Annotated in this window: 13 protein-coding genes; 5 read left to right on the top strand and 8 right to left on the bottom strand. The window is 63.8% G+C overall.

The annotated features are described in order from the left end of the window. Positions 1–89 precede the first annotated feature (89 nt). Positions 90–5,585, bottom strand: coding sequence for a trifunctional serine/threonine-protein kinase/ATP-binding protein/sensor histidine kinase (locus MnOB_RS24340; RefSeq protein WP_077527038.1), 5,496 nt, complete (start codon positions 5,583–5,585; stop codon positions 90–92). 134 nt (positions 5,586–5,719) lie between these two features. After that, on the bottom strand, positions 5,720–6,394 hold the full coding sequence (locus tag MnOB_RS24335; RefSeq protein WP_077527036.1) for a response regulator transcription factor: 675 nt from the start codon (positions 6,392–6,394) through the stop codon (positions 5,720–5,722). A 456-nt stretch (positions 6,395–6,850) separates the two neighbouring features. Between MnOB_RS24335 and MnOB_RS24330 the strand changes: the two genes are divergently transcribed. Next, the gene (locus tag MnOB_RS24330; RefSeq protein ID WP_352230905.1) at positions 6,851–7,807 is read left to right on the top strand and encodes a GlxA family transcriptional regulator; all 957 of its coding nucleotides are present in this window, start codon (positions 6,851–6,853) and stop codon (positions 7,805–7,807) included. A 20-nt stretch (positions 7,808–7,827) separates the two neighbouring features. Here MnOB_RS24330 and MnOB_RS24325 read toward each other — a convergent pair whose 3' ends face one another. Next, positions 7,828–8,757 carry a LysR substrate-binding domain-containing protein gene (locus tag MnOB_RS24325; RefSeq protein ID WP_077527032.1) on the bottom strand — a complete coding sequence of 310 codons (930 nt, stop codon included), beginning with the start codon at positions 8,755–8,757 and terminating at the stop codon, positions 7,828–7,830. A 323-nt stretch (positions 8,758–9,080) separates the two neighbouring features. Here MnOB_RS24325 and MnOB_RS24320 point away from each other — a divergent pair, with 323 nt between their 5' ends. From MnOB_RS24320 to MnOB_RS24310, 3 genes are all read left to right on the top strand, one after another. Next, on the top strand, positions 9,081–9,437 hold the full coding sequence (locus tag MnOB_RS24320) for a response regulator transcription factor (protein WP_077527031.1): 357 nt from the start codon (positions 9,081–9,083) through the stop codon (positions 9,435–9,437). A 243-nt stretch (positions 9,438–9,680) separates the two neighbouring features. After that, positions 9,681–10,883, top strand: coding sequence for an NAD(P)/FAD-dependent oxidoreductase (locus MnOB_RS24315; RefSeq protein ID WP_077527030.1), 1,203 nt, complete (start codon positions 9,681–9,683; stop codon positions 10,881–10,883). Between the two features lie 79 nt (positions 10,884–10,962). Then, positions 10,963–11,187, top strand: a complete 225-nt coding sequence (locus MnOB_RS24310) for a transmembrane sensor/regulator PpyR (protein WP_077527029.1) — start codon at positions 10,963–10,965, stop codon at positions 11,185–11,187. 183 nt (positions 11,188–11,370) lie between these two features. Here MnOB_RS24310 and MnOB_RS24305 read toward each other — a convergent pair whose 3' ends face one another. The 5 genes from MnOB_RS24305 to MnOB_RS24285 form a co-directional block, all read right to left on the bottom strand. Continuing rightward, on the bottom strand, positions 11,371–12,132 hold the full coding sequence (locus tag MnOB_RS24305; protein WP_077527028.1) for a TerC family protein: 762 nt from the start codon (positions 12,130–12,132) through the stop codon (positions 11,371–11,373). A gap of 176 nt (positions 12,133–12,308) precedes the next feature. Beyond that, complete coding sequence (locus MnOB_RS24300; RefSeq protein ID WP_107504124.1) at positions 12,309–12,680, bottom strand: RidA family protein; 372 nt, start codon at positions 12,678–12,680, stop codon at positions 12,309–12,311. Positions 12,681–12,741: 61 nt separating this feature from the next. After that, positions 12,742–14,253 (bottom strand): BCCT family transporter, encoded by a 1,512-nt coding sequence (locus tag MnOB_RS24295; RefSeq protein WP_352230906.1) that lies wholly within the window; start codon positions 14,251–14,253, stop codon positions 12,742–12,744. A 278-nt stretch (positions 14,254–14,531) separates the two neighbouring features. Then, positions 14,532–15,518 carry a dipeptidase gene (locus MnOB_RS24290; protein ID WP_077527025.1) on the bottom strand — a complete coding sequence of 329 codons (987 nt, stop codon included), beginning with the start codon at positions 15,516–15,518 and terminating at the stop codon, positions 14,532–14,534. A 13-nt stretch (positions 15,519–15,531) separates the two neighbouring features. Continuing rightward, positions 15,532–16,974, bottom strand: a complete 1,443-nt coding sequence (locus MnOB_RS24285) for an aldehyde dehydrogenase family protein (protein WP_077527024.1) — start codon at positions 16,972–16,974, stop codon at positions 15,532–15,534. A gap of 93 nt (positions 16,975–17,067) precedes the next feature. Between MnOB_RS24285 and MnOB_RS24280 the strand changes: the two genes are divergently transcribed. Further along, complete coding sequence (locus MnOB_RS24280; RefSeq protein ID WP_077527023.1) at positions 17,068–17,973, top strand: LysR family transcriptional regulator; 906 nt, start codon at positions 17,068–17,070, stop codon at positions 17,971–17,973. Positions 17,974–18,081: the final 108 nt, after the last annotated feature.

Genomic DNA, 18,081 nt, shown 5'->3' with positions numbered 1-18,081 from the left:
CTGTGCGCGAGCAAGAACTGGGCGTCCCCCTCGCTCCTACAGGGTAACTCCCGGCTGCGGACTGCCCGAGCGGACACCACGGAGCACAATCAGCCCGGCGAATGGGCAAGCACGGTGAACTGGACGACGGCACCGCGAGGCTGATTGGCGCTCGCCCACAACTGGCCACCGTGGGTCTCGATGATCGATCGGCAGATCGAGAGCCCCATCCCGAGGCCGGTGGGTTTGGTGGTGTAGAAAGGTGCGAACACCTGTTCGGCGCTTTCCGCGAAACCCGGCCCCGAATCGCTCACCGTTACCCGCACACCGCCTGACTCGTCGGCGCCGGTGCTGATATGCAACTGGCGTACGCCGTCATTGACGCTACCCATGGCCTCCAGCGCGTTGATGATCAGGTTGAGTAGCACCTGTTGCAGCTCGACACGGTCGCCTTCGATGAATGGCAAGCCCTCCGTGAGTTGCGTCTGCACCATTGCACCGCACTTGCTGGCCTCGCCGTGGGTGAACTCGACCATCTCGCGGATCGCCGCGTTGATGTCCACGGGCTCCTTCTGCGGCGGCGCCTTCCTGATCAGTTCACGAATCCGACCAAGGACGTCAGCCGCCCGGTTGGCATCCTTGATGATGCGACCCAGGACCTGTCCCACCTCGCCGACTTCCGGCGGCTGCGCGTTCAGCCAACGCTGTGCGGCGTAGGCATTGGTGACAGTCGCGGCAATCGGCTGGTTGACCTCGTGGGCGATCGATGCCGCCAGTTGCCCCATGGTCGCCACCCGGTTCGCATGGGCCAGTTCCGCCTGCACCTCGCGATAGCGTTGCTCGCCCTCGCGAACCCTCTGCTCTGCCAGCTTGCGCTCGGTGAGATCGAGCACGAAAGCCACGCCGTCCTTGCGACTGGTTTCGAACGTGGCCAGGCCGACGATAACCGGCAGGCGACTGCCATCCTTCCTGACGTACTCCTTCTCGAAGGGCTGCACATGTCCGGCCCGCAGCGCCTCGGACAGGGCCATTTCGCTCTGCGGGCGCAAGTCCGGCTGCGTCAGGTCGCGCCAGCCCACGGTGCCCGAAACCAGGTCCTCCCGCTCGTATCCCACCATGCGCAGGAAGGCGTCGTTGGCTTCGATGATGTCGCCTTCGGCATTCCAGACGATGATGCCGATGATGTTGGCATCGACGAGGCGCCGGATCTTCGCCTCGCGTTCCGCGATATCACGGTACAACCGCGCGTTTTCCAGGGAGATCGCCGCCTGTGAAGCCACCAGCTTCAGCACGGCGATGCGGGCCGGGCTGAACACGCGGGCTGTCAGGTTGTTCTCGAGATAGAGCGCGCCGGTGAGCTTCGCCTGGTTCATCAGGGGCAGGCAGAGGATCGAACGGGTGCGCTGCTCTCGGATATAGGGGTCCGCGGCAAACGAGGGTTCGGCCACGGCATCGTCGAGGAAGACACTCTCGCGGGTACGCAGGACGTTGAACAGGATCGATTCCGGCAGCAGCGCCGCACTCACTGGCACATCCCTCAGCAGCAACTCCGTCGCATCGCCGGCGGTCGTCGCTTCAGCCGCAATCAGGTGTTCGCTGCCATCCGAGAGGATCAGCAGGCCCCGCTCGGCGCCTGCCTGCTCGATGGCCGTGCGCATGACCATGTCGATCAGTTTCTCCAGGACGATTTCACCCGAGACGGCTTGCGACACCTTCAGCACGGTCGCCAGGTCGAGGTGTTCCACCGGCGTCGCGATGGTGGTGGTCGCGCCAAGGGCAGGCTCTTCCGTTCTCAGGTAGGGGTACTTCGTCTCGAGTTGCCACACCTTTCCATCGGCGCCCCAACGCAGGTAGCCATAGCGAGCGTCGCGCATGTACAAGCGGGCGATCTTGCCGAGGCCTCGTGCCGCGTAGAAGCGCGACGCGAGCTCATTGGCGAGCGCCTCAACATGGATGAAGCCGTTCTGCTGCGCCGCCAGGATGGCGGACTCATATAGCTGCTCGGCCTCCGCCACGCGGCCTTCGATGCGAGCGATCTCGGCGCCGATCAGCGCGGCGCGGTCCGCGAAGTTCTCGCGGCAGTTGTCCGCCCAGACCTTGAACTGTCGGTGATGCGAAGCCATGGCGACCCGGTGCGTCAAGTGCTCGGCAGCCGGGCTCGCATCGCACGCTGCAGCGTGGACCAGCGCGCTGTAGAAGTGATACTCGGCCTCCTCGAAGAATGAGGATGAGGTCCAGAGCAACGCCTCCGCCTTCGTGGCAGCCTCCATGGCCGAGGGATAGTCGCCAGCGAGGTAGCGCAGCTGCAGTTTGCGCGTCCAGTACCAGCATTCGGCGAGCGCCAGGTCGGGACTGCCGGCCAGGTGGCGCTCGTTTGAAAGCTCGGTGAAATTCGCGTCGTCGAAGCAGCCGAATGCCGTCGTCAGGCCACGAAGTGTGCGCACCAGCGCCAGTTGCGTGGCGATGAAGTCGACCACCAGGCCGAAGCCCACCTTCTCCGCATAGGCCAGTCCGCGCTCGGCTTCCGCCTGCACCGCGGGCAGCGATTCGCCGGAGAACAACAGGTCCGAGACCAGGCTGTTGCCGGCATAGGCGCCATACGGGAGGTCACCGATCCTGTTCGCCGCGGCGAAGGCGCGACTCAATAGCGCACGGCATTCCCGCACAGGCCGCAGCCAGCGCATGACGAAGATCGAGAAACACAGATAGGTCTTGGCCTCGAAGCGCTTCAGCCCGCGTCGGTCGACGAGGTCGCAGCCGAGCTGGCCAAAGCGCAAGCCGGCCTGGTAATCACCGAAGCGCCGCCCCGCCACCCGGCCGACGTTGGCATAGAGCACGCACGAGGCATCGCAGTTGCCACGTTCCAGGCTGATGCTCACCGCCATGCAGATCGTCAGGCAAGCCAGGTTCGCATCCGTCTGCAAGGCCGGCGCGAAAAGCTTGCTCAGCGCCTCCACGGTCCCCAGCGAGGCCGCATCTTCCATCAACGGCAGATCGATCAGGTCCTCGATCTGCCGCTCGCCCAGCAACGTCCAGATCCGCTGGTACTCGCGCTGCACCTCCCCGTCGTCGGGATGCGCCGACCAGTCGATGCCCACATGCCGGAGATAGGCGAGGCAAACCGCGACAGCGCGGTCGCTCTGGTCGAGGACCAGGCAGACATCCAGTTGCAGGCACGCCACCAGCCCCTTTTCTACTGTCGTACGGGCGCGTTCTGCCAGCATCACCAGGCGCGCGTCCGCTGCCGGCAGCTGCCCGGTGAGGAACTCGCATTCGGCCCGGTTCAGCTCCAGGGCGAAGCTCAGCTCATGGCGCCGCGCCCAGCAATCGCTACCCAGCAGTTCCGCACCGGCGGACAGATAGGTAAGCGCCGACGCGTAGGCCGTCGATGCCTTGGCACGCTGGCCGGCCAGCAGGTTGAACTCCGCCAGTTGCTCACGTTCGGAGACTTCGGTCAGCAGCGCGGCGCCCCGATTGAGCTGGCCGGCAATCTCGAAAATCGCCTCTTCGCGCCGTTCCGGGGCGGTCTGCGCGGCGAGCAACCAGCCGATACGCAGATGAACCTCGGCGCGCGAAGCCTTGGGGATCAGTGAGTAGGCAGCTTCGTGAATCCGGTCGTGAACGAAGGCATAGGCGCTCTCCTGCCGCTCGATCAGTTCCTGGCGGATCGCCTCCCACAGCACGACGTGAGCCTGTACCTGGGGAATGCCCAGGACGCTGGAAAGGACGGTGATCTCGGCGACGTTGCCGAGACAGGCCAGTTGCTGCAACGCCAGCTGCGTGTCGCTGGGCAGGCGCGCCAGCTTGCCGACCATGAGGTCCACGACATTGTCGGTGTAGCCCTTTGCATGGATGCGATCAGGCTCCCAGCGCCAATGCCGAGCGTCATGGTCGAACGTCAGCAGGTCTTCTTCGACCAGAGCCTGGAGAAACTGGATGACGAAGAACGGGTTGCCGGCGGTCTTGTCCTGCACCAGCCGGGCCAGCGACTCGATGCGCTCCTGCGGACTGTGCAGGGCTTCGGCAATCAGTTGTTCGATATGCGCCTTGGCCAGCGGCGCCAGCCTGATTTCGTCGATCCTGACACCCGCGTTCCTGATGGCCTGGAGCTTGGCCGTCAGCGGGTGTGCGGCATCCACCTCGTTGTCCCGGTAGGCGCCCACCAGCATCAGGTGGCGCAGGTCCGAGCGGGTCAGCAGGTCCTCCAGGAGGTCGAGGGTTGCCGCGTCGAGCCATTGCAGATCGTCGAGAAACAGCGCAAGCGGATGCTCCGGTTGCGCGAATACGCCGATGAAGCGCCGGAACACCAGCAGGAAACGGCGTTGCGACTGTTGCGGTTCCAGCTCCGGGACCGCCGGCTGTTCACCGATGATGAGCTTCAGTTCGGGAATGAGGTCGGTCATCAGCCGCGCGTTGGGCTCCAGCGCCTCCAGCATCGCCCCGCGCCAGCCCTCCAGCTCCGCGTCGCTCTTGCCGAGCAGCGTCCGCACCAGGTTCTGAAAAGCCTGTACCAGGGTCGAATAGGGAATATCGCGCTTGTACTGGTCGAACTTGCCGGAGGCGAAGAGTCCCCGTGGCGGTACCAGCACCTTGTGCAGCTCATTGACCACCGAAGACTTGCCGATGCCGGAGTAACCGGACACCAGCACCAGTTCCGGCGCACTGCTGTTGACGATGCGGGTAAACGAAGCGACCAGCGTGTCTACCTCGTAAGCCCGCCCATACAGCTTCTCGGGGATCAGCAGGCGGTCGGGCGTGCCCTGTTCGTTCAGGGGAAAGTCGTCGATGCGCTGACGGCATTGCCAGTCTTCCAGGCAGCGGCGCAGGTCATGTTCGACGCCGGCTGCCGTCTGGTAGCGCTCCTCGGCGGTCTTGGCCAGCAGCTTCATGACGATGTTCGAGATCACCGCCGGCACCGTGGTCACCCGTTCGCTCGGGGGCACCGCCTTCCTGGCGATGTGGCAGTGCACCCATTCCATGGCGTCGGTGGCGGTGAACGGCAATACGCCCGTCAGCATCTGGTAGAGGGTGATGCCGAGCGCATAGAGGTCGCTGCGCGAATCGATCGAACGATTCATCCGGCCGGTCTGCTCCGGCGCCATGTAAGCGAGCGTGCCGGCGATGGTCTCGGGCGGCTCGGGCGCCTGGCGCTCGCGCGGCAGCCGCGAGGCGAGTCCGAAGCCGGTGAGACGCACCTGGCCATCGGTGCAATTGACCAGGATGTGCGTGGGCTTGAGGTCCTTGTGAACGAGCCCGCGCTGGTGGAGCTTGCCCAGCGCCGTGGCAATGCCCACGGCGACGCCCAGGAAAGCGCCCATCTCCATGGGTGCGCCGAGCAACCGCTCGAGGGGCTCGCCGCCCGGGTCCTCCAGCACCAGCAGCAGCCCGCTGCTCTCCCGCACCAGCTCAAGCGGCCGGACAGCCCATGCGCCATCGAGCTCGTCCTTGAGGCCGAACTCATGTGCGAGGCGCTCGAGGCTGGCCGGCAAAGGCTGTTCAGCGGCGGCCCGCGCCACCAGCACGTCGCCGCCACCTTCCTTCGGGTGAGGTCCTCGGCAGAAGGCACGCTCGCCATCGTCCCAGCAAATCTGGAGTCTGTTGCCCATTGGTATCGGAGCCATAAGTAGGATTTCTTGAATGACGCACCCTGCCGTCAGGCTGCCGCCCGTCATTGCGATGGACGCTGGCGCCTCGGCGGGTCAGCGACAGGGCCGCAAGGGCGCTGCCGCTGATGCCGAAATCAGGACGACTTGCGTGACTGCGGCCGGATGCCCAGGGATTCCGATTTTCTGACGAGGTCCGCGACGGAGCGCGCGGCCAGCTTCTTCATGACCTGTCCGCGATGGACTTTCACGGTGACTTCGCTGAGGTTCAGTTCGGAGGCGATCTGCTTGTTCATCAGGCCGGCGACCACGAACCCCATGACTTCCCGCTCACGCACGGTGAGCGAATCGAATGCGGTACGCAGCGTCGCGATGGACTGCTCGGCGGCCAGGCGCTCGCCATCCTTCGCCAGTGCATTGGCCACTGCATCCAGCATGTCCTGGTCCCGAAACGGCTTGGCCAGGAAATCGACCGCACCGGCCTTCATGGCCTTGACCGTCATCGCGATGTCGCCATGCCCGGTCATGAACACGATCGGCATGCGCAAGCCGCTCTTCTCCACTTGTTCCTGGAAGGCAAGGCCGCTCTCGCCGCGCAGCCTGACGTCGAGTATCAGGCAGCTGGGGACGTTGTTCTTCGGGAAGGCCAAGAATTCCTGGGACGATTCGAACGTCTCGACGTGCAATCCGATGGAGCGCAGCAAACCCTCGAGCGCCAGCCGCATCGACTCGTCGTCATCGACCACATAAACCATGGGGTCCTTCTGTTCACATGTGCTTTTGGTCGAAGTTGTTTGCGACCACGAACTCATCTTGTCTCCTTGCTGAAGACCGGCAAAACACGGCGTGCTGGTCAAAAAATCTAGTCCATGCCCCCCCTTGCAGCAACGCGACGGCCTCGGCGTCTGCCGGGCTTTATGCACGTCGGGGAGGTCGATAGCTGGAATGTTGATAACGCGGGTTGGGGCGCCGAAAACAGTGCGCTCAGCATTGACGAGGCTATCGCGCTTGCGGAGGCACCAGCCAGGACATAAAACCCTTGTTATCGGCCACGCCGGAACGCCGCGCGCCTCATCCGACTTTCCGACGATCGACCCTCGCGGATCGCTTGAAAAAAAGCACTGCGACACATACTTCCCAATGCCATTCGAACAGTCACGGCGGCAACAATGGTCGGCTCTCCAGGCAGCCAAGGGACACCCCCGCTCAAGGACGGCACATTCGACACTCGGGCTTCGACGTGGGACAGGCCTCGCGAAGTGGTGTTCGTGGCCTATCCGCAGATTGGGTTGCTCGACCTGACCGGTGCCCAGACGGTGTTCTGGGCCGCCACCAGAGCGCTGTCCGCACGCCAGTTGCCCGGTTACCAGCTGCGCACCGCCAGCCTCGAAGGCGGGCTGGTGCAGACTGTCGAAGGTCTCGCCGTAGACACGTCCCGACTCGATCAGCCCAGCGTTCCCCCGGCCGACACCCTCATCGTTCCCGGCGCTCCGGGAATCTGCCTGTCCCTGGACAGCCACGGAGAGCTGGTCGACTGGTTGTCGGGCGCGGCCCAGCGCTTTCGGCGCGTCGCGGCGGTCTGCAGTGGCGCATTCCTGCTGGCCAAGGCCGGCCTGCTCGATGGCCGGCGCGCCGCCACCCACTGGGCCATGTGCGACACGCTCAAGGAGCGTTTTCCAGCCATTGACGTCGATGCCGACGCGATCTTCATCCAGCAGGGAACGGTGTGGACGTCGGCGGGTGTGAGCGCCGGCATCGACCTGGCACTGGCCCTGGTGGAAGCCGACTGCGGCCGCGAAGTGGCCATGCAGGTGGCCAGGGAACTGGTGGTCTACCTCAAGCGACCGGGTGGCCAGGCGCAGTACAGCACGCTGCTGCAGTCGCAATCGGGGGAAAGCGCGGCGTTTGATGACCTGCACCTGTGGCTGACGGAAAACCTGGCGGATGAAAGCCTTACGGTGGAACGCCTGGCCGAGCGCGCGCAAATGAGCCAGCGCAACTTCTCCAGGGTCTACAAGCTCAAGACCGGCCGGACACCCTCCAAGGCCATCGAACTGTTCCGCCTGGAAGCAGCGAAGCGCTTGCTGGAGAACTCCCCCCGCAATATCGAGCAGATCGCCCGACTCTGCGGATTCGGCGACGAGGAACGGATGCGCTGTACCTTCCAGCGAAACCTGTCCATCTCCCCTCGCGACTACCGTAGCCGCTTCACGCGGGAACACTGAGCGGTAATGCCTTCCACCGTTCAGGCGGCAACCGCGGCCTGCTCCACCGCCTGGCCGAGGTAACGGAAGAAGCACGAGCGCAGCCAGCGTTCGCGCGGGTCGTCGTGGCTCGCGCCGCGCCAGGCCATGGACAGGTACGGCGCCGGCAGCTCCAACGGCGCGAACTCGGCGTGCATCCCGTGCAGTCGCTCCATGGCCTGGGCAACGTAGTCCGGCACGATGGCGACCATGTCGCTGGCGGCGAGCAGCCCCGGCAAGGCACTGAACTGCGGCACCGCCAGCACCACCTTGCGCTGACGCCCCATCACAGCCAGGGCATGATCGACGTCATCGATGACGTTGCCCATCGAGGACACCACCACATGGGGCCGCGCGCAGAACTCGTCCAATGTCAGGCGGCATGCCGCCGAATCGCCGCGCAGCAGCACCGGCTGCATCGGCCGCAGACGCTTGCAGTGGGAGCTGGCCGGCAATCCCTGCGCCAGACTGATGCCCACGGAAATCTCGCCCGTGGTGATCAGCTGGGGCAATTGCCACTGGTCCACTCTGCGTACCACCAGGGTGATGTTCGGTGCCTCGTCGCGCAGGCGCCTCATCAACTGCGGAAGCAACGCGTACTCGACATCGTCCGAGAGTCCGACATGGAATGCCGCATCGCTGGTGAGCGGGTCGAACTCCTGAGAGCAGCTCAGGGCCACTGCGATGCCGTCCAGGGCCGGTGCCAGGCGGGCATGGATTTCCTCGGCCCGCGCGGTCGGCTCCATGACCCCGCCGGTGCGGATGAACAGGGGGTCGTTGAACATCGAGCGCAGGCGGGCCAATGCACTGCTGACCGTCGTCTGCCCGATGAACAAGCGCTCTCCGGCACGGGTGACATTGCGCTCGCGCATCATGGTCTCGAAGACAACCAGCAAGTTGAGGTCGGCACGCCGCAGGTCATTTCTGTTCATGATGTCCGCCGCCTGGTTAATTGGTGTTTTACAACTTTCGCTACACCTCCGGAGTTACCGGAAGCCAATGACTGAGTAGTGCCAGATTATTCGAGATATCGGGAATAATTCATTTGTACGTCAGTGCAGATAAAGTATCCCTTCGGGGCGCGCACCTGTACCTGGGTATGATGCTTCGGCGGGAAACCCCGAAGTGCTTCGCTTCGAGGGACGGAGACTATACGTAGGTATACTTCTCGACGTTATGAGACAGCGTATCTTGCAATAACGACAGGCCGCCGCAACGAGCGACCCTACATGACGCAGATACTCAGGTGCGCAATATGGCTGTTATTGCAGTCGTCGATGATGACGAATCCATCCGTACGGCGCTGGAGAGCTTGTTGAGGTCCAGCGGCTACCAGGCCAGAACCTATTCCGACGCCTTGGAGTTCCTCGACTCCAGCGGCCCTGCCGAAGTGCACTGTCTGATCTCCGATATCCAGATGCCGGGCATGTGCGGCGTCGAATTGCATGAAAAGCTCATCGCGATGGGCTTTCGGATTCCCACTATCTTCATCACCGCCTACCCGGGCGCTATCGGCTCCGATACATCCGGACTGGTCGCCTGCCTCCCCAAGCCCTTCGAAGCCGACAAGCTGCTGAACTGCATCGAAACCGCCCTGCGCGAGCGCCCCTGAGAACATCCGGAAGTTCCTGGGCGCATTCGACTTATACCTAGGTATATATCAATTCGACTGACGCATAATTCTGCTGACCCTATGTAGAAGTGCGCCAGTAGATATCCATAGATAGCATGTAACCACAGCGGACGATCCGATACAGCGAATATGGGAACCCAGTATCAATGGACCTGTAATCGTCACGCCGGAGTTGGAAAAACAACATCAATTTTATTGGGCACTTCTTTCGAGGAGCACTTCATGAAACAACAAATTCTGGTTGTGGGCGCAGGTTTCGGTGGACTCTGGAGCGCGTTGAGCGCCGCACGTTTGCTGGACAAACATGATCGCAACGATGTGGCAATCACCCTGCTCGCGCCCCAGGCCGAACTGCGCATCCGTCCGCGCTTCTACGAGCCCAACGTCCACGCCATGTTTGCGCCGCTGGATGCCCTGTTCGATTCGGTTGGTGTGCGTTTCGTCAAAGGCACTGCAGAGCGCATCGATGAGCAGGCCAAGACCGTCGGCTACAGCGACGAGGCTGGCCACCAGCAGGAGCTGCACTACGACCGCCTGGTCCTGGCGACCGGCAGCCAACTGGCCCGCCCACCGGTTCCTGGCCTGGCCGAACACGCCTTCGACGTCGACCAGATCGAATCCGCAACGCGCCTGGAACAGCACCTGAAGTCTCTCGCGGAGCGCCCCTACAGCCTGGCTCGCAATACCGTGGTGGTCGCCGGCGGCGGTTTCACCGGTATCGAGACGGCCACCGAGATGCCGGCGCGTCTGCGCGAGGTACTGGGTAACGAGCAGGATATCCGCGTGATCGTCATCGACCGCGCCCCGCAGATCGGCGCCGCCCTGGGCGACGGGATTCGCCCGTCGATCGTCGAAGCATCCGATCACCTCGGCATCGAGTGGGTACTCGGAACCAGCGTTGCCGCAGTAGACGCCAATGGCGTGACCCTCGCCGACGGTCGCCATATCGAGAGCCATACGGTGATCTGGACTGTCGGCTTCCGGGCCAGTCCGTTGACCGAGCAACTGTCCAGCGTGCGCGATGCCCAGGGCCGGCTGCATGTGGACGAGAACCTCAAGGTGCGCGGCCAGGACAACATCTTCGCCGCCGGTGACGTCGCCTATGCCGCCACCGACGACATCGGCAACTTCGCCGCCATGTCCTGCCAGCATGCGATCTCCCTCGGTCGCCATGCCGGCAACAACGTCGCCGCCGACATCCTGGGCGTGTCGCCCACGCCCTACCGCCAGCCCAAGTACGTGACGTGCCTGGACCTGGGTGCCTGGGGCGCGGTGTTCACCGAAGGCTGGGACCGCCAGCTCAAGCTGGTGAAGGCCGAAGCCAAGGAGCTCAAGACCCAGATCAATACGATGTGGATCTATCCCCCGGCAGCCGATCGCACCGCCGCCCTGGCCGCCGCCGATCCAATGATTCCGGTGGCCTGATCACCCTGCATGGACCCGGCGTCCGTGAGCCCGTCACGGACGCCCTTGGCAGGCCGCAACCCCTGCTGGAGCATTGGATATGTTCGCTTTCTTCGAATCCCCCCAGCGCGTCTACTTGCTTGGCAGCCAGCTGCTGGTCAGTGGCAGCGCCATGCTGGTGATAGGAGCCCTGCTGGCCTACGTCTTCGACGCATACCTCTCCATGGGCTGCCTGGTGCTGGCGCACCTGCTGACACTCCTCGGACCGATCGCGATCAAGCTCGGCTACGTGATGCGCCTGCAGGCGCAATCCCGCCTCAGCTGAATACTCCCTGGGCGGGGACGCTGGCTCTAGTCCCCGCCTGCTTCGCCTGCCAACTTTCGTGTTGGCGGGCTTTTTTCATTTGGCACCGTCCCCGTAGGAGCGAGCTTGCTCGAGAATGGTCGGCTCAGCAGGTTCGCGAGCAAGCTCGCTCCTACATAAAGCCAACGCCCACCTGACCAAACCTCACTCGCCCATCATGTCCTTGCGCAGCTTCACCGGCTCCGCCGCCCTGCGGCCACGGGCCGTGCGGGCGCGGATGTTGAGCGCTTCGACGGCCAGGGAGAAGGCCATGGCGAAGTAGACGTAACCCTTGGGCACGTGAACGTCGAACGATTCGGCGATCAGCACCGTACCGACCACAACCAGGAACGAGAGCGCCAGCATCTTCAGGCTCGGGTGCCTGTCGATGAAAGCGCTGATGGTGCCGGCAGCGAGCATCATCACCAGCACGGCGGCGACGATGGCGGCCACCATCACCGGCACGTTGGAAACCATGCCGACGGCGGTGATCACCGAGTCCAGCGAGAAGACGATGTCGATCAGGGCGATCTGGATGATGGTGCCGATGAATCCCCCGGCAAGATTCCGTGGTTCGTCGGCAATTTCATCCTCGCCTTCCAGCCCCTGGTACATCTCGCTGCTGCTCTTCCAGAGAAGGAACAGGCCGCCGAAGAAGAGGATCAGGTCGCGCCCGGATATCCCCTGCCCGACCAGCTCGAACAGGTCGGCGGTGAGCCGCATGATCCAGGAGATGGAAAGCAGCAGCAGGATGCGCGTGATCATCGCCAGGGCCAGGCCGAAGAAGCGCGTGCGTGCCTGCATGTGCGGCGGTATTCGGCCCACGAGGATGGCAATCATGATGATGTTGTCGATGCCGAGGACGATTTCCAGTGCGGTCAACGTGAAGAAGGCCACCCATATTTCCGGGTTGAGCAACCATTCCATCCCAAGCTCCCAATCAGGTCAGGCCATAAGGCAAAAAAGGGTACGAGCGCCGGTCCGCTTGTGACGGAAAAGCGCTCGTACCAGGATCAAGCGTAGTTGGAGTCGCTGCCGAGACAATCGGCGAGCGGAAAACCAGTCCTCCGGGATCACCGGAACGGACCGGAGACAGCGGCCGTTCAGGCCACGGCGTAGACCACCAGTTCCACGAGCATCTCCTCGCGGGCCAGCCCAGCCACCACCATGGCGGCGCGGTTCGGATAGGGCGCGGCGAAGTACTCGGCATAGACCGCATTCACGGTTGCCAGGTAGCTGCGATCGGTCACGTAGATCAGCACCTGGGTCACGGCCTCCAGGCCGAGCCCTGCGCACGCCAGGGTGTGCTTGAGGTTGTCGAGGGTCTGGCGCGTCTGGGCCTCGATGCCCCCTTCCACCACACGTCCCTCGACGTCGATGGGAATCTGCGCCGTGTACAGGGTCCCGTTACCGATCACGGCCCACTCCAGCGGCGCCTTGGACGGATACAAACGGGTACTCACGGACTGTTTCATTGGGTTCTCCAGCATGGGAAGAAAAAAGGAGGGGCGATGGGCATCGCACCCTCCCAAGGGACTAGACCTGCTGCTCCCGGGCCAGTCGCCGTGCGATCTGCGGGGCGTTCCACAGCGCCGGCAGGATCAGCAGGGAGACCGGGACGGCGGTGATGACGATGAAGGATTGCAGCGCCGAGACCCCACCCGAGCCGATGGTGATCAGCACCACCGCCGCCAACCCCATGCCGATGCACCAGAAGGCACGCAGCCACTTCCTTGGCGAATCGTTGCCGGACATCGCCATCGCCACCGTATAGGCCATGGCGTCGCCGTTGGTGGCCACCGAAATGAAGCTGAGGAACAGGAACAGCGCGGAGACCAGCCCCGCCAGCGGCAGGCTCTGGGTGACGCCCAGCAGCATGGCTTCGGGCTGGGTTCCATGGGAGGTGACGATGCCGGGGGTCTGCAACTCCAGGCCGATACCGGTTCCACCCACCACGGTGAACCAGAACATGGTGACCAGCGGGGCGATGACCGACAGCGTCAGGATGATCTGGCGGATGCTGCGTCCCCGGGAAATCTTGGCGACGTACAGGCCCATCATCGGCGCATAACCGATGAACCAGCCCCAGTAGAACACCGTCCACCAGTCGAGCCATTTCGGGTCGGCGCGGTACAGGGTCATGGGCAGGAAGTGCTCTAGTTGCAGGCCGAACGCCACCGGGAAGCCGGACAGGATGAACAGGGTCGGCCCCGCGACGATCATGAACAGCGCCAGGCCGATCATCAGCCAGACGTTGATCTCGCTGACCATGCGGATGCCGTTCAGCCCCACCAGGCATGACGTGGTGTACATGACCGTCACCAGGATGATGGTGATGGACTGGGTCAGCAGGTCGTTGGGCAGGCCCCAGACGGCATTCAGTGCATTGCTGATCTGCAGCCCGAGGAAACCGATCGGGCCAATGGTGCCGGCGACCACCGCGATGATCGACGTGGCGTCGGCGAGGTTACCGATCGGCCCTTTCAGCGCGCGCTCGCCCAGCAGCGGGTAGAGCAACGTGCGCGGCGCCAGCGGCAGGCCCTTGTCGTAGTGCAGGTGCATCAACACGATCGCCAGCAGGCTGCCGAGCACTGCCCAGGCGAGGAAGCCCCAGTGCACGAACGACTGGGCCAGTGCCACATGCGCCGCCTGCTCGGTGTTCGGCTGTACACCGGCGAACAGCGGCGGCGGGCTGGCGAAGTGCATCAGCGGCTCGGCGGCTGCCCAGAAGGCGCCACCGCCGGCGAGCAGTGCGCACATGATCACGGCAATCCAGTTGAACGTGCTGGTGTCGGGGTTCCGGTCGATGCCCCCCAGGCGGACGCGGCCGCACTTGCTGAAGCCTATGCCCAGGCTCACCAGGAAGGTCGCCAGCATCAGGAGCTGCCAATAGAAACCGAAGACTTTCGTCGACCAGGCGAACAGCGTGTTGACCAGCGCGGAAACCGCATCGATATCAACCAATGCCGCGATCAGGAAGGCGAGCAGAAAGCCGCCACTGATGACGAACAGTGGCCAGTCGACGCCTTGTAGTGCCGAGCACTTCATCGGTTCGCTGCCTACGGTCTGGGTCGGGAACAATTTCATGATGCCTCCAGGTTGTTGCGCTGGCTCCCCCGATTCGAACTCGGCGGAGCGAATGACCATGGGTTCTGGAACGAAGCGGAGCGGGTCGTCAGCACGGAGGCCGCGTTTCGCTCGTGCCCTCCGGAGGCATCGGGTTCAGGGAACGGGGGGTCGGGCGCAGGCCATCTCCAGGGTGGGAGAAGGTCGAGGCTCCTTTCTTGTTTTTGTTCATGGCGTCCTCACGTGTGGGTATCAGGGATTCATTGCCGAGGCGCGGTTCCGCGCTCCAGCAGGTCGAGCCAGTTCAGGCCCATGATCTTGCGCACCTCGTCCTCGGCGAAGCCGCGTTCGCGCAGGCCTCGGGCGATGACGGGGAAGTCGCGGCTATCACGGAACCAGTGCAGCGGTTCCGGCCAGTCGGCGTTGTCCGCCGAGCCTTCGCCGTAATCCTTGGCCTTGCTCCAGCGGCCATTGCGCATCCACTCCAGCACCTGCAACGGCTGCTGCTGGCAGAGGTCGGTGCCGATGCCGATGTGGTCGATGCCCATCAGGTCCGCGGTGCGCGCGACCATGTCGCAGAACTCCTCCAGCTGGCACTGCGAGCCACCACGAAGGTGGAAGGGATAGGTACTGAAGCCGAGCAGGCCGCCCGACTCGGCAATGCCGCGCAGAACCGCGTCGGACTTGTTGCGCTTGGCCGCATGGAAGCTGGTGGGGTTGGCATGGGAGATGATCACCGGCCGGCTCGACAGCTCGATCGCCTCCAGGGTGCTGCGTTCGGCGCTGTGGGACATGTCGATGATCATGCCGACACGGTTCATCTCTTCGATCACCTGGCGGCCGAAGCGGCTGATGCCGTTGTCCTCGCTCTCGTAGCAGCCCGAAGCCAGCAGGCTCTGGTTGTTGTAGGTCAGTTGCATGATGAAGACCCCGAGCTGGCGGAAGACCTCCACCAGGTCGATGTCGTCCTCGATGGGCGAGCAGTTCTGGAAGCCGAAGAAGATCCCGACGCGCTCTTCCTGATGTGCCAGGCGGATGTCCGAAGCCTGCCGCACGGGACGGATCAGGTCCGGAAAGGCCTCGAAACGGCGATTCCATTCGCCGATGCGCGACAAGGTTTCGCGGGCGGTCTCGTGGTAGGCGATGGTGGCGTGGACGGCGCTGAGCCCACCCTCCTGCATCTGCCTGAACAGCTCGGGGCTCCAGTTGGAGTACTGCAGGCCGTCGATCATCAGAAGCTCTTGCATGGCGCTCTCTCCCTCAGGGACGCACATAGACGGTCTTGACCACCGTGTAGAAATCGCGGGCGTACTGCCCCTGCTCGCGAGGACCGAAACTGGAATCCTTGCGACCGCCGAAAGGCACGTGGTAGTCGGTGCCAGCGGTGGGCAGGTTGACCATTACGCAGCCGGTGTTGGCGCGGCGCTTGAAGTCGCTGGCGTGTTTCAGCGACTGGGTCATGATTCCGGCGGTGAGGCCGAAGCGCGTGTCGTTGAGGATGGACAGCGCCTCCTCGTAATCCCGCGCCTTGATGACGCAGGCGATCGGGCCGAAGACCTCGTCGCGGTTGATGCGCATGTCGTTGCGGGTGTCGACGAACAGCGCCGGGCGCATGTAGAAGCCTTCGTGCTCTTCGGCGATGCGCTCGCCACCGCAAACCAGGCGCGCGCCTTCGGCCTTGGCCTCCTCGATGTAGCGGAGGTTCTGCGCAAGTTGGCGCTCGTCGATCACCGGGCCGATCTGCACACCTTCACGCAGCGGGTGCCCCACTTTCAGCTGCCCCATGCGCTCGACCAGCGCGTCGACGAAGCGGTCATGAATGCCTTCGGTGACGATCAGCCGGGACGATGCTGTGCACTTCTGTCCGGTGCCGAAGAACGCACCGTTCACCGCGCATTCCACGGCCAGCGGCAGGTCCGCGTCGTCGAGCACCACCAGGGCGTTCTTGCTGCCCATTTCCAGCTGGCAGCGCACGAAATTGGCGGCCGTTGCGGCGGCGACCCGGCGCCCGGTTTCCACCGAGCCGGTGAAGCTCAGGGCATTGATCCCGTTGGAGTGGATCAGGCGTTCGCCGACCTCGGCACCGCTGCCCATGACCAGGTTGAAAGTCCCGGCCGGCAGCGCCTGGCGGGCGATGATCTCGGTCAGTGCCCAGGCGCTGGCCGGTACGGCATTGGCGGGTTTGAACACCACTGCGTTGCCGAATGCCAGGGCCGGGGCGATCTTCCAGGCGGCCGTGGCCATCGGGAAGTTCCAGGGGGTGATGATGGCGACGACGCCGACCGGCTCGCGACGGACTTCGATCTCCACGCCGGGTCGCACCGAGTCCGCCGTCTCGCCCAGCTGCCGCAGGACCTCGGCGGCGTAATAGTGGAAGAACTGCCCGGAGCGGTAGACCTCGCCGACGCCCTCGGCCAGGGTCTTGCCCTCCTCCCGCGACAGCTGTTCGCCAATCTCGGCCTTGCGTGCGATCAACTCGTTGCCGATCGCCATGAGCACCTGGTAGCGCTCCTCCAGTCCGCTGCGTGCCCAGACCTGCTGGGCGGCAGTGGCGGCGCGGATCGCCTGGTCCACCTGCCCGGCGTCGGCCTGGGCGTAATGCCCCACGACATCCTCGACGTTGGCAGGGCTTCGGTTGGCAATACTCGAGCTGCCTTCAACCCAGGCACCATCGATGTAGTTGCTGAAAATCTTGCTGGACATGTGCACCTCCGTTCTCGCTTTGAGCGCATGGTAGGTGCCGTCTCAGATAAACTAAAATTAGTTGTAAATATTGATTGATAAGGAAAACTTACCATGCTGCCGGACCTGAAAGTCGTGCAACTGCGTCACTTCGTCTGGGTGGCCGAGCTCCAGGGTTTCCACGCGGCGGCCGAGCGGGCGCACCGCACCCAGCCAGCCATTTCGCTGTCCATCCGCGACCTCGAAGGCAAGCTGGGCCAACCCCTGTTCGAGAAGCGCAATGCCCGCGTCACCAAACCGGATCTGACGCCCTTCGGCATCCAGTTCCTCGCCTATGCCAAGGAACTGATCGAGCACCATGATCGCGTGGTGCGCGACATGAGCCTGATCGCCCAATACAAGTCCGGCCATCTGCGTATCGCCTCCGTGCCTTCGATTGCCAGTCGCCTGCTGCCGGACATCCTCACGCGCTTCATTGGCGATGCCACGGACCTGCACGTCAGCCTGTTCGACGACAACTCCGAGGCGGTCCTGACCATGGTCGAGAACCAGCAGGTGGACTTCGGCATTTCCAGCCTCTGGGAAACCGAGAGCGACATCCGCTTCATCCCGATCTGGGAAGACAGCATCGGCGTGGTCTGCCGCCAGGATCATGCGCTGGCTGCCGAGGAGCAGGTCGGCTGGCAGCAACTGCGTGGCGAACGCCTGATCGCCAATGGCACCTCGCGCCTGCTCAGCGGCACCAGCGCCGAGGAGCTGGTGGCCGATTCGCAGTTCTATATCTCCAACATGATTTCCCTGCTGGCCATGATCGACGCGGGCATGGGCATCACTACCCTGCCCCGCTTCGCCTTCCCCGCCGAGCCCGGCCAACTGCGCTTCATCCCCCTGGCGGAGCCGCTGGTGACGCGCGATATCGGCATCGTCCGCCTGGCCAACCGCTCCCTGCCGGTGGCCGCCCAGGCGCTGTTCGAGTTCATCCTGCGGGACAACGAACTCGAACCGGACGACTGGCGATAACTATGCTGATCGATCAAACCACTTGAATAAGGATTCCTTATCGGACGATAGGGCGATCTGAATTGCTCGGGGACGCCTGCTGTCCCACCATCGACGGCAGATCAATAA

The sequence above is a fragment of the Metapseudomonas resinovorans genome (assembly GCF_002003485.1).
GTDB lineage: Bacteria > Pseudomonadota > Gammaproteobacteria > Pseudomonadales > Pseudomonadaceae > Metapseudomonas > Metapseudomonas resinovorans_D.
Note: the sequence above shows the minus strand (reverse complement) of the source record. Positions and strands in the feature narration are given on the sequence as shown.

Bases quoted from the DNA above. Each gene is read 5' to 3' on its own strand.
- MnOB_RS24340 (WP_077527038.1), bottom strand. From the start codon at position 5,585: ATGGGCAACAGACTCCAGATTTGCTGGGACGATGGCGAGCGTGCCTTC.
- MnOB_RS24335 (WP_077527036.1), bottom strand. From the start codon at position 6,394: ATGAGTTCGTGGTCGCAAACAACTTCGACCAAAAGCACATGTGAACAG.
- MnOB_RS24325 (WP_077527032.1), bottom strand. From the start codon at position 8,757: ATGAACAGAAATGACCTGCGGCGTGCCGACCTCAACTTGCTGGTTGTC.
- MnOB_RS24320 (WP_077527031.1), top strand. From the start codon at position 9,081: ATGGCTGTTATTGCAGTCGTCGATGATGACGAATCCATCCGTACGGCG.
- MnOB_RS24315 (WP_077527030.1), top strand. From the start codon at position 9,681: ATGAAACAACAAATTCTGGTTGTGGGCGCAGGTTTCGGTGGACTCTGG.
- MnOB_RS24310 (WP_077527029.1), top strand. From the start codon at position 10,963: ATGTTCGCTTTCTTCGAATCCCCCCAGCGCGTCTACTTGCTTGGCAGC.
- MnOB_RS24305 (WP_077527028.1), bottom strand. From the start codon at position 12,132: ATGGAATGGTTGCTCAACCCGGAAATATGGGTGGCCTTCTTCACGTTG.
- MnOB_RS24300 (WP_107504124.1), bottom strand. From the start codon at position 12,680: ATGAAACAGTCCGTGAGTACCCGTTTGTATCCGTCCAAGGCGCCGCTG.
- MnOB_RS24295 (WP_352230906.1), bottom strand. From the start codon at position 14,253: ATGAAGTGCTCGGCACTACAAGGCGTCGACTGGCCACTGTTCGTCATC.
- MnOB_RS24290 (WP_077527025.1), bottom strand. From the start codon at position 15,518: ATGCAAGAGCTTCTGATGATCGACGGCCTGCAGTACTCCAACTGGAGC.
- MnOB_RS24285 (WP_077527024.1), bottom strand. From the start codon at position 16,974: ATGTCCAGCAAGATTTTCAGCAACTACATCGATGGTGCCTGGGTTGAA.
- MnOB_RS24280 (WP_077527023.1), top strand. From the start codon at position 17,068: ATGCTGCCGGACCTGAAAGTCGTGCAACTGCGTCACTTCGTCTGGGTG.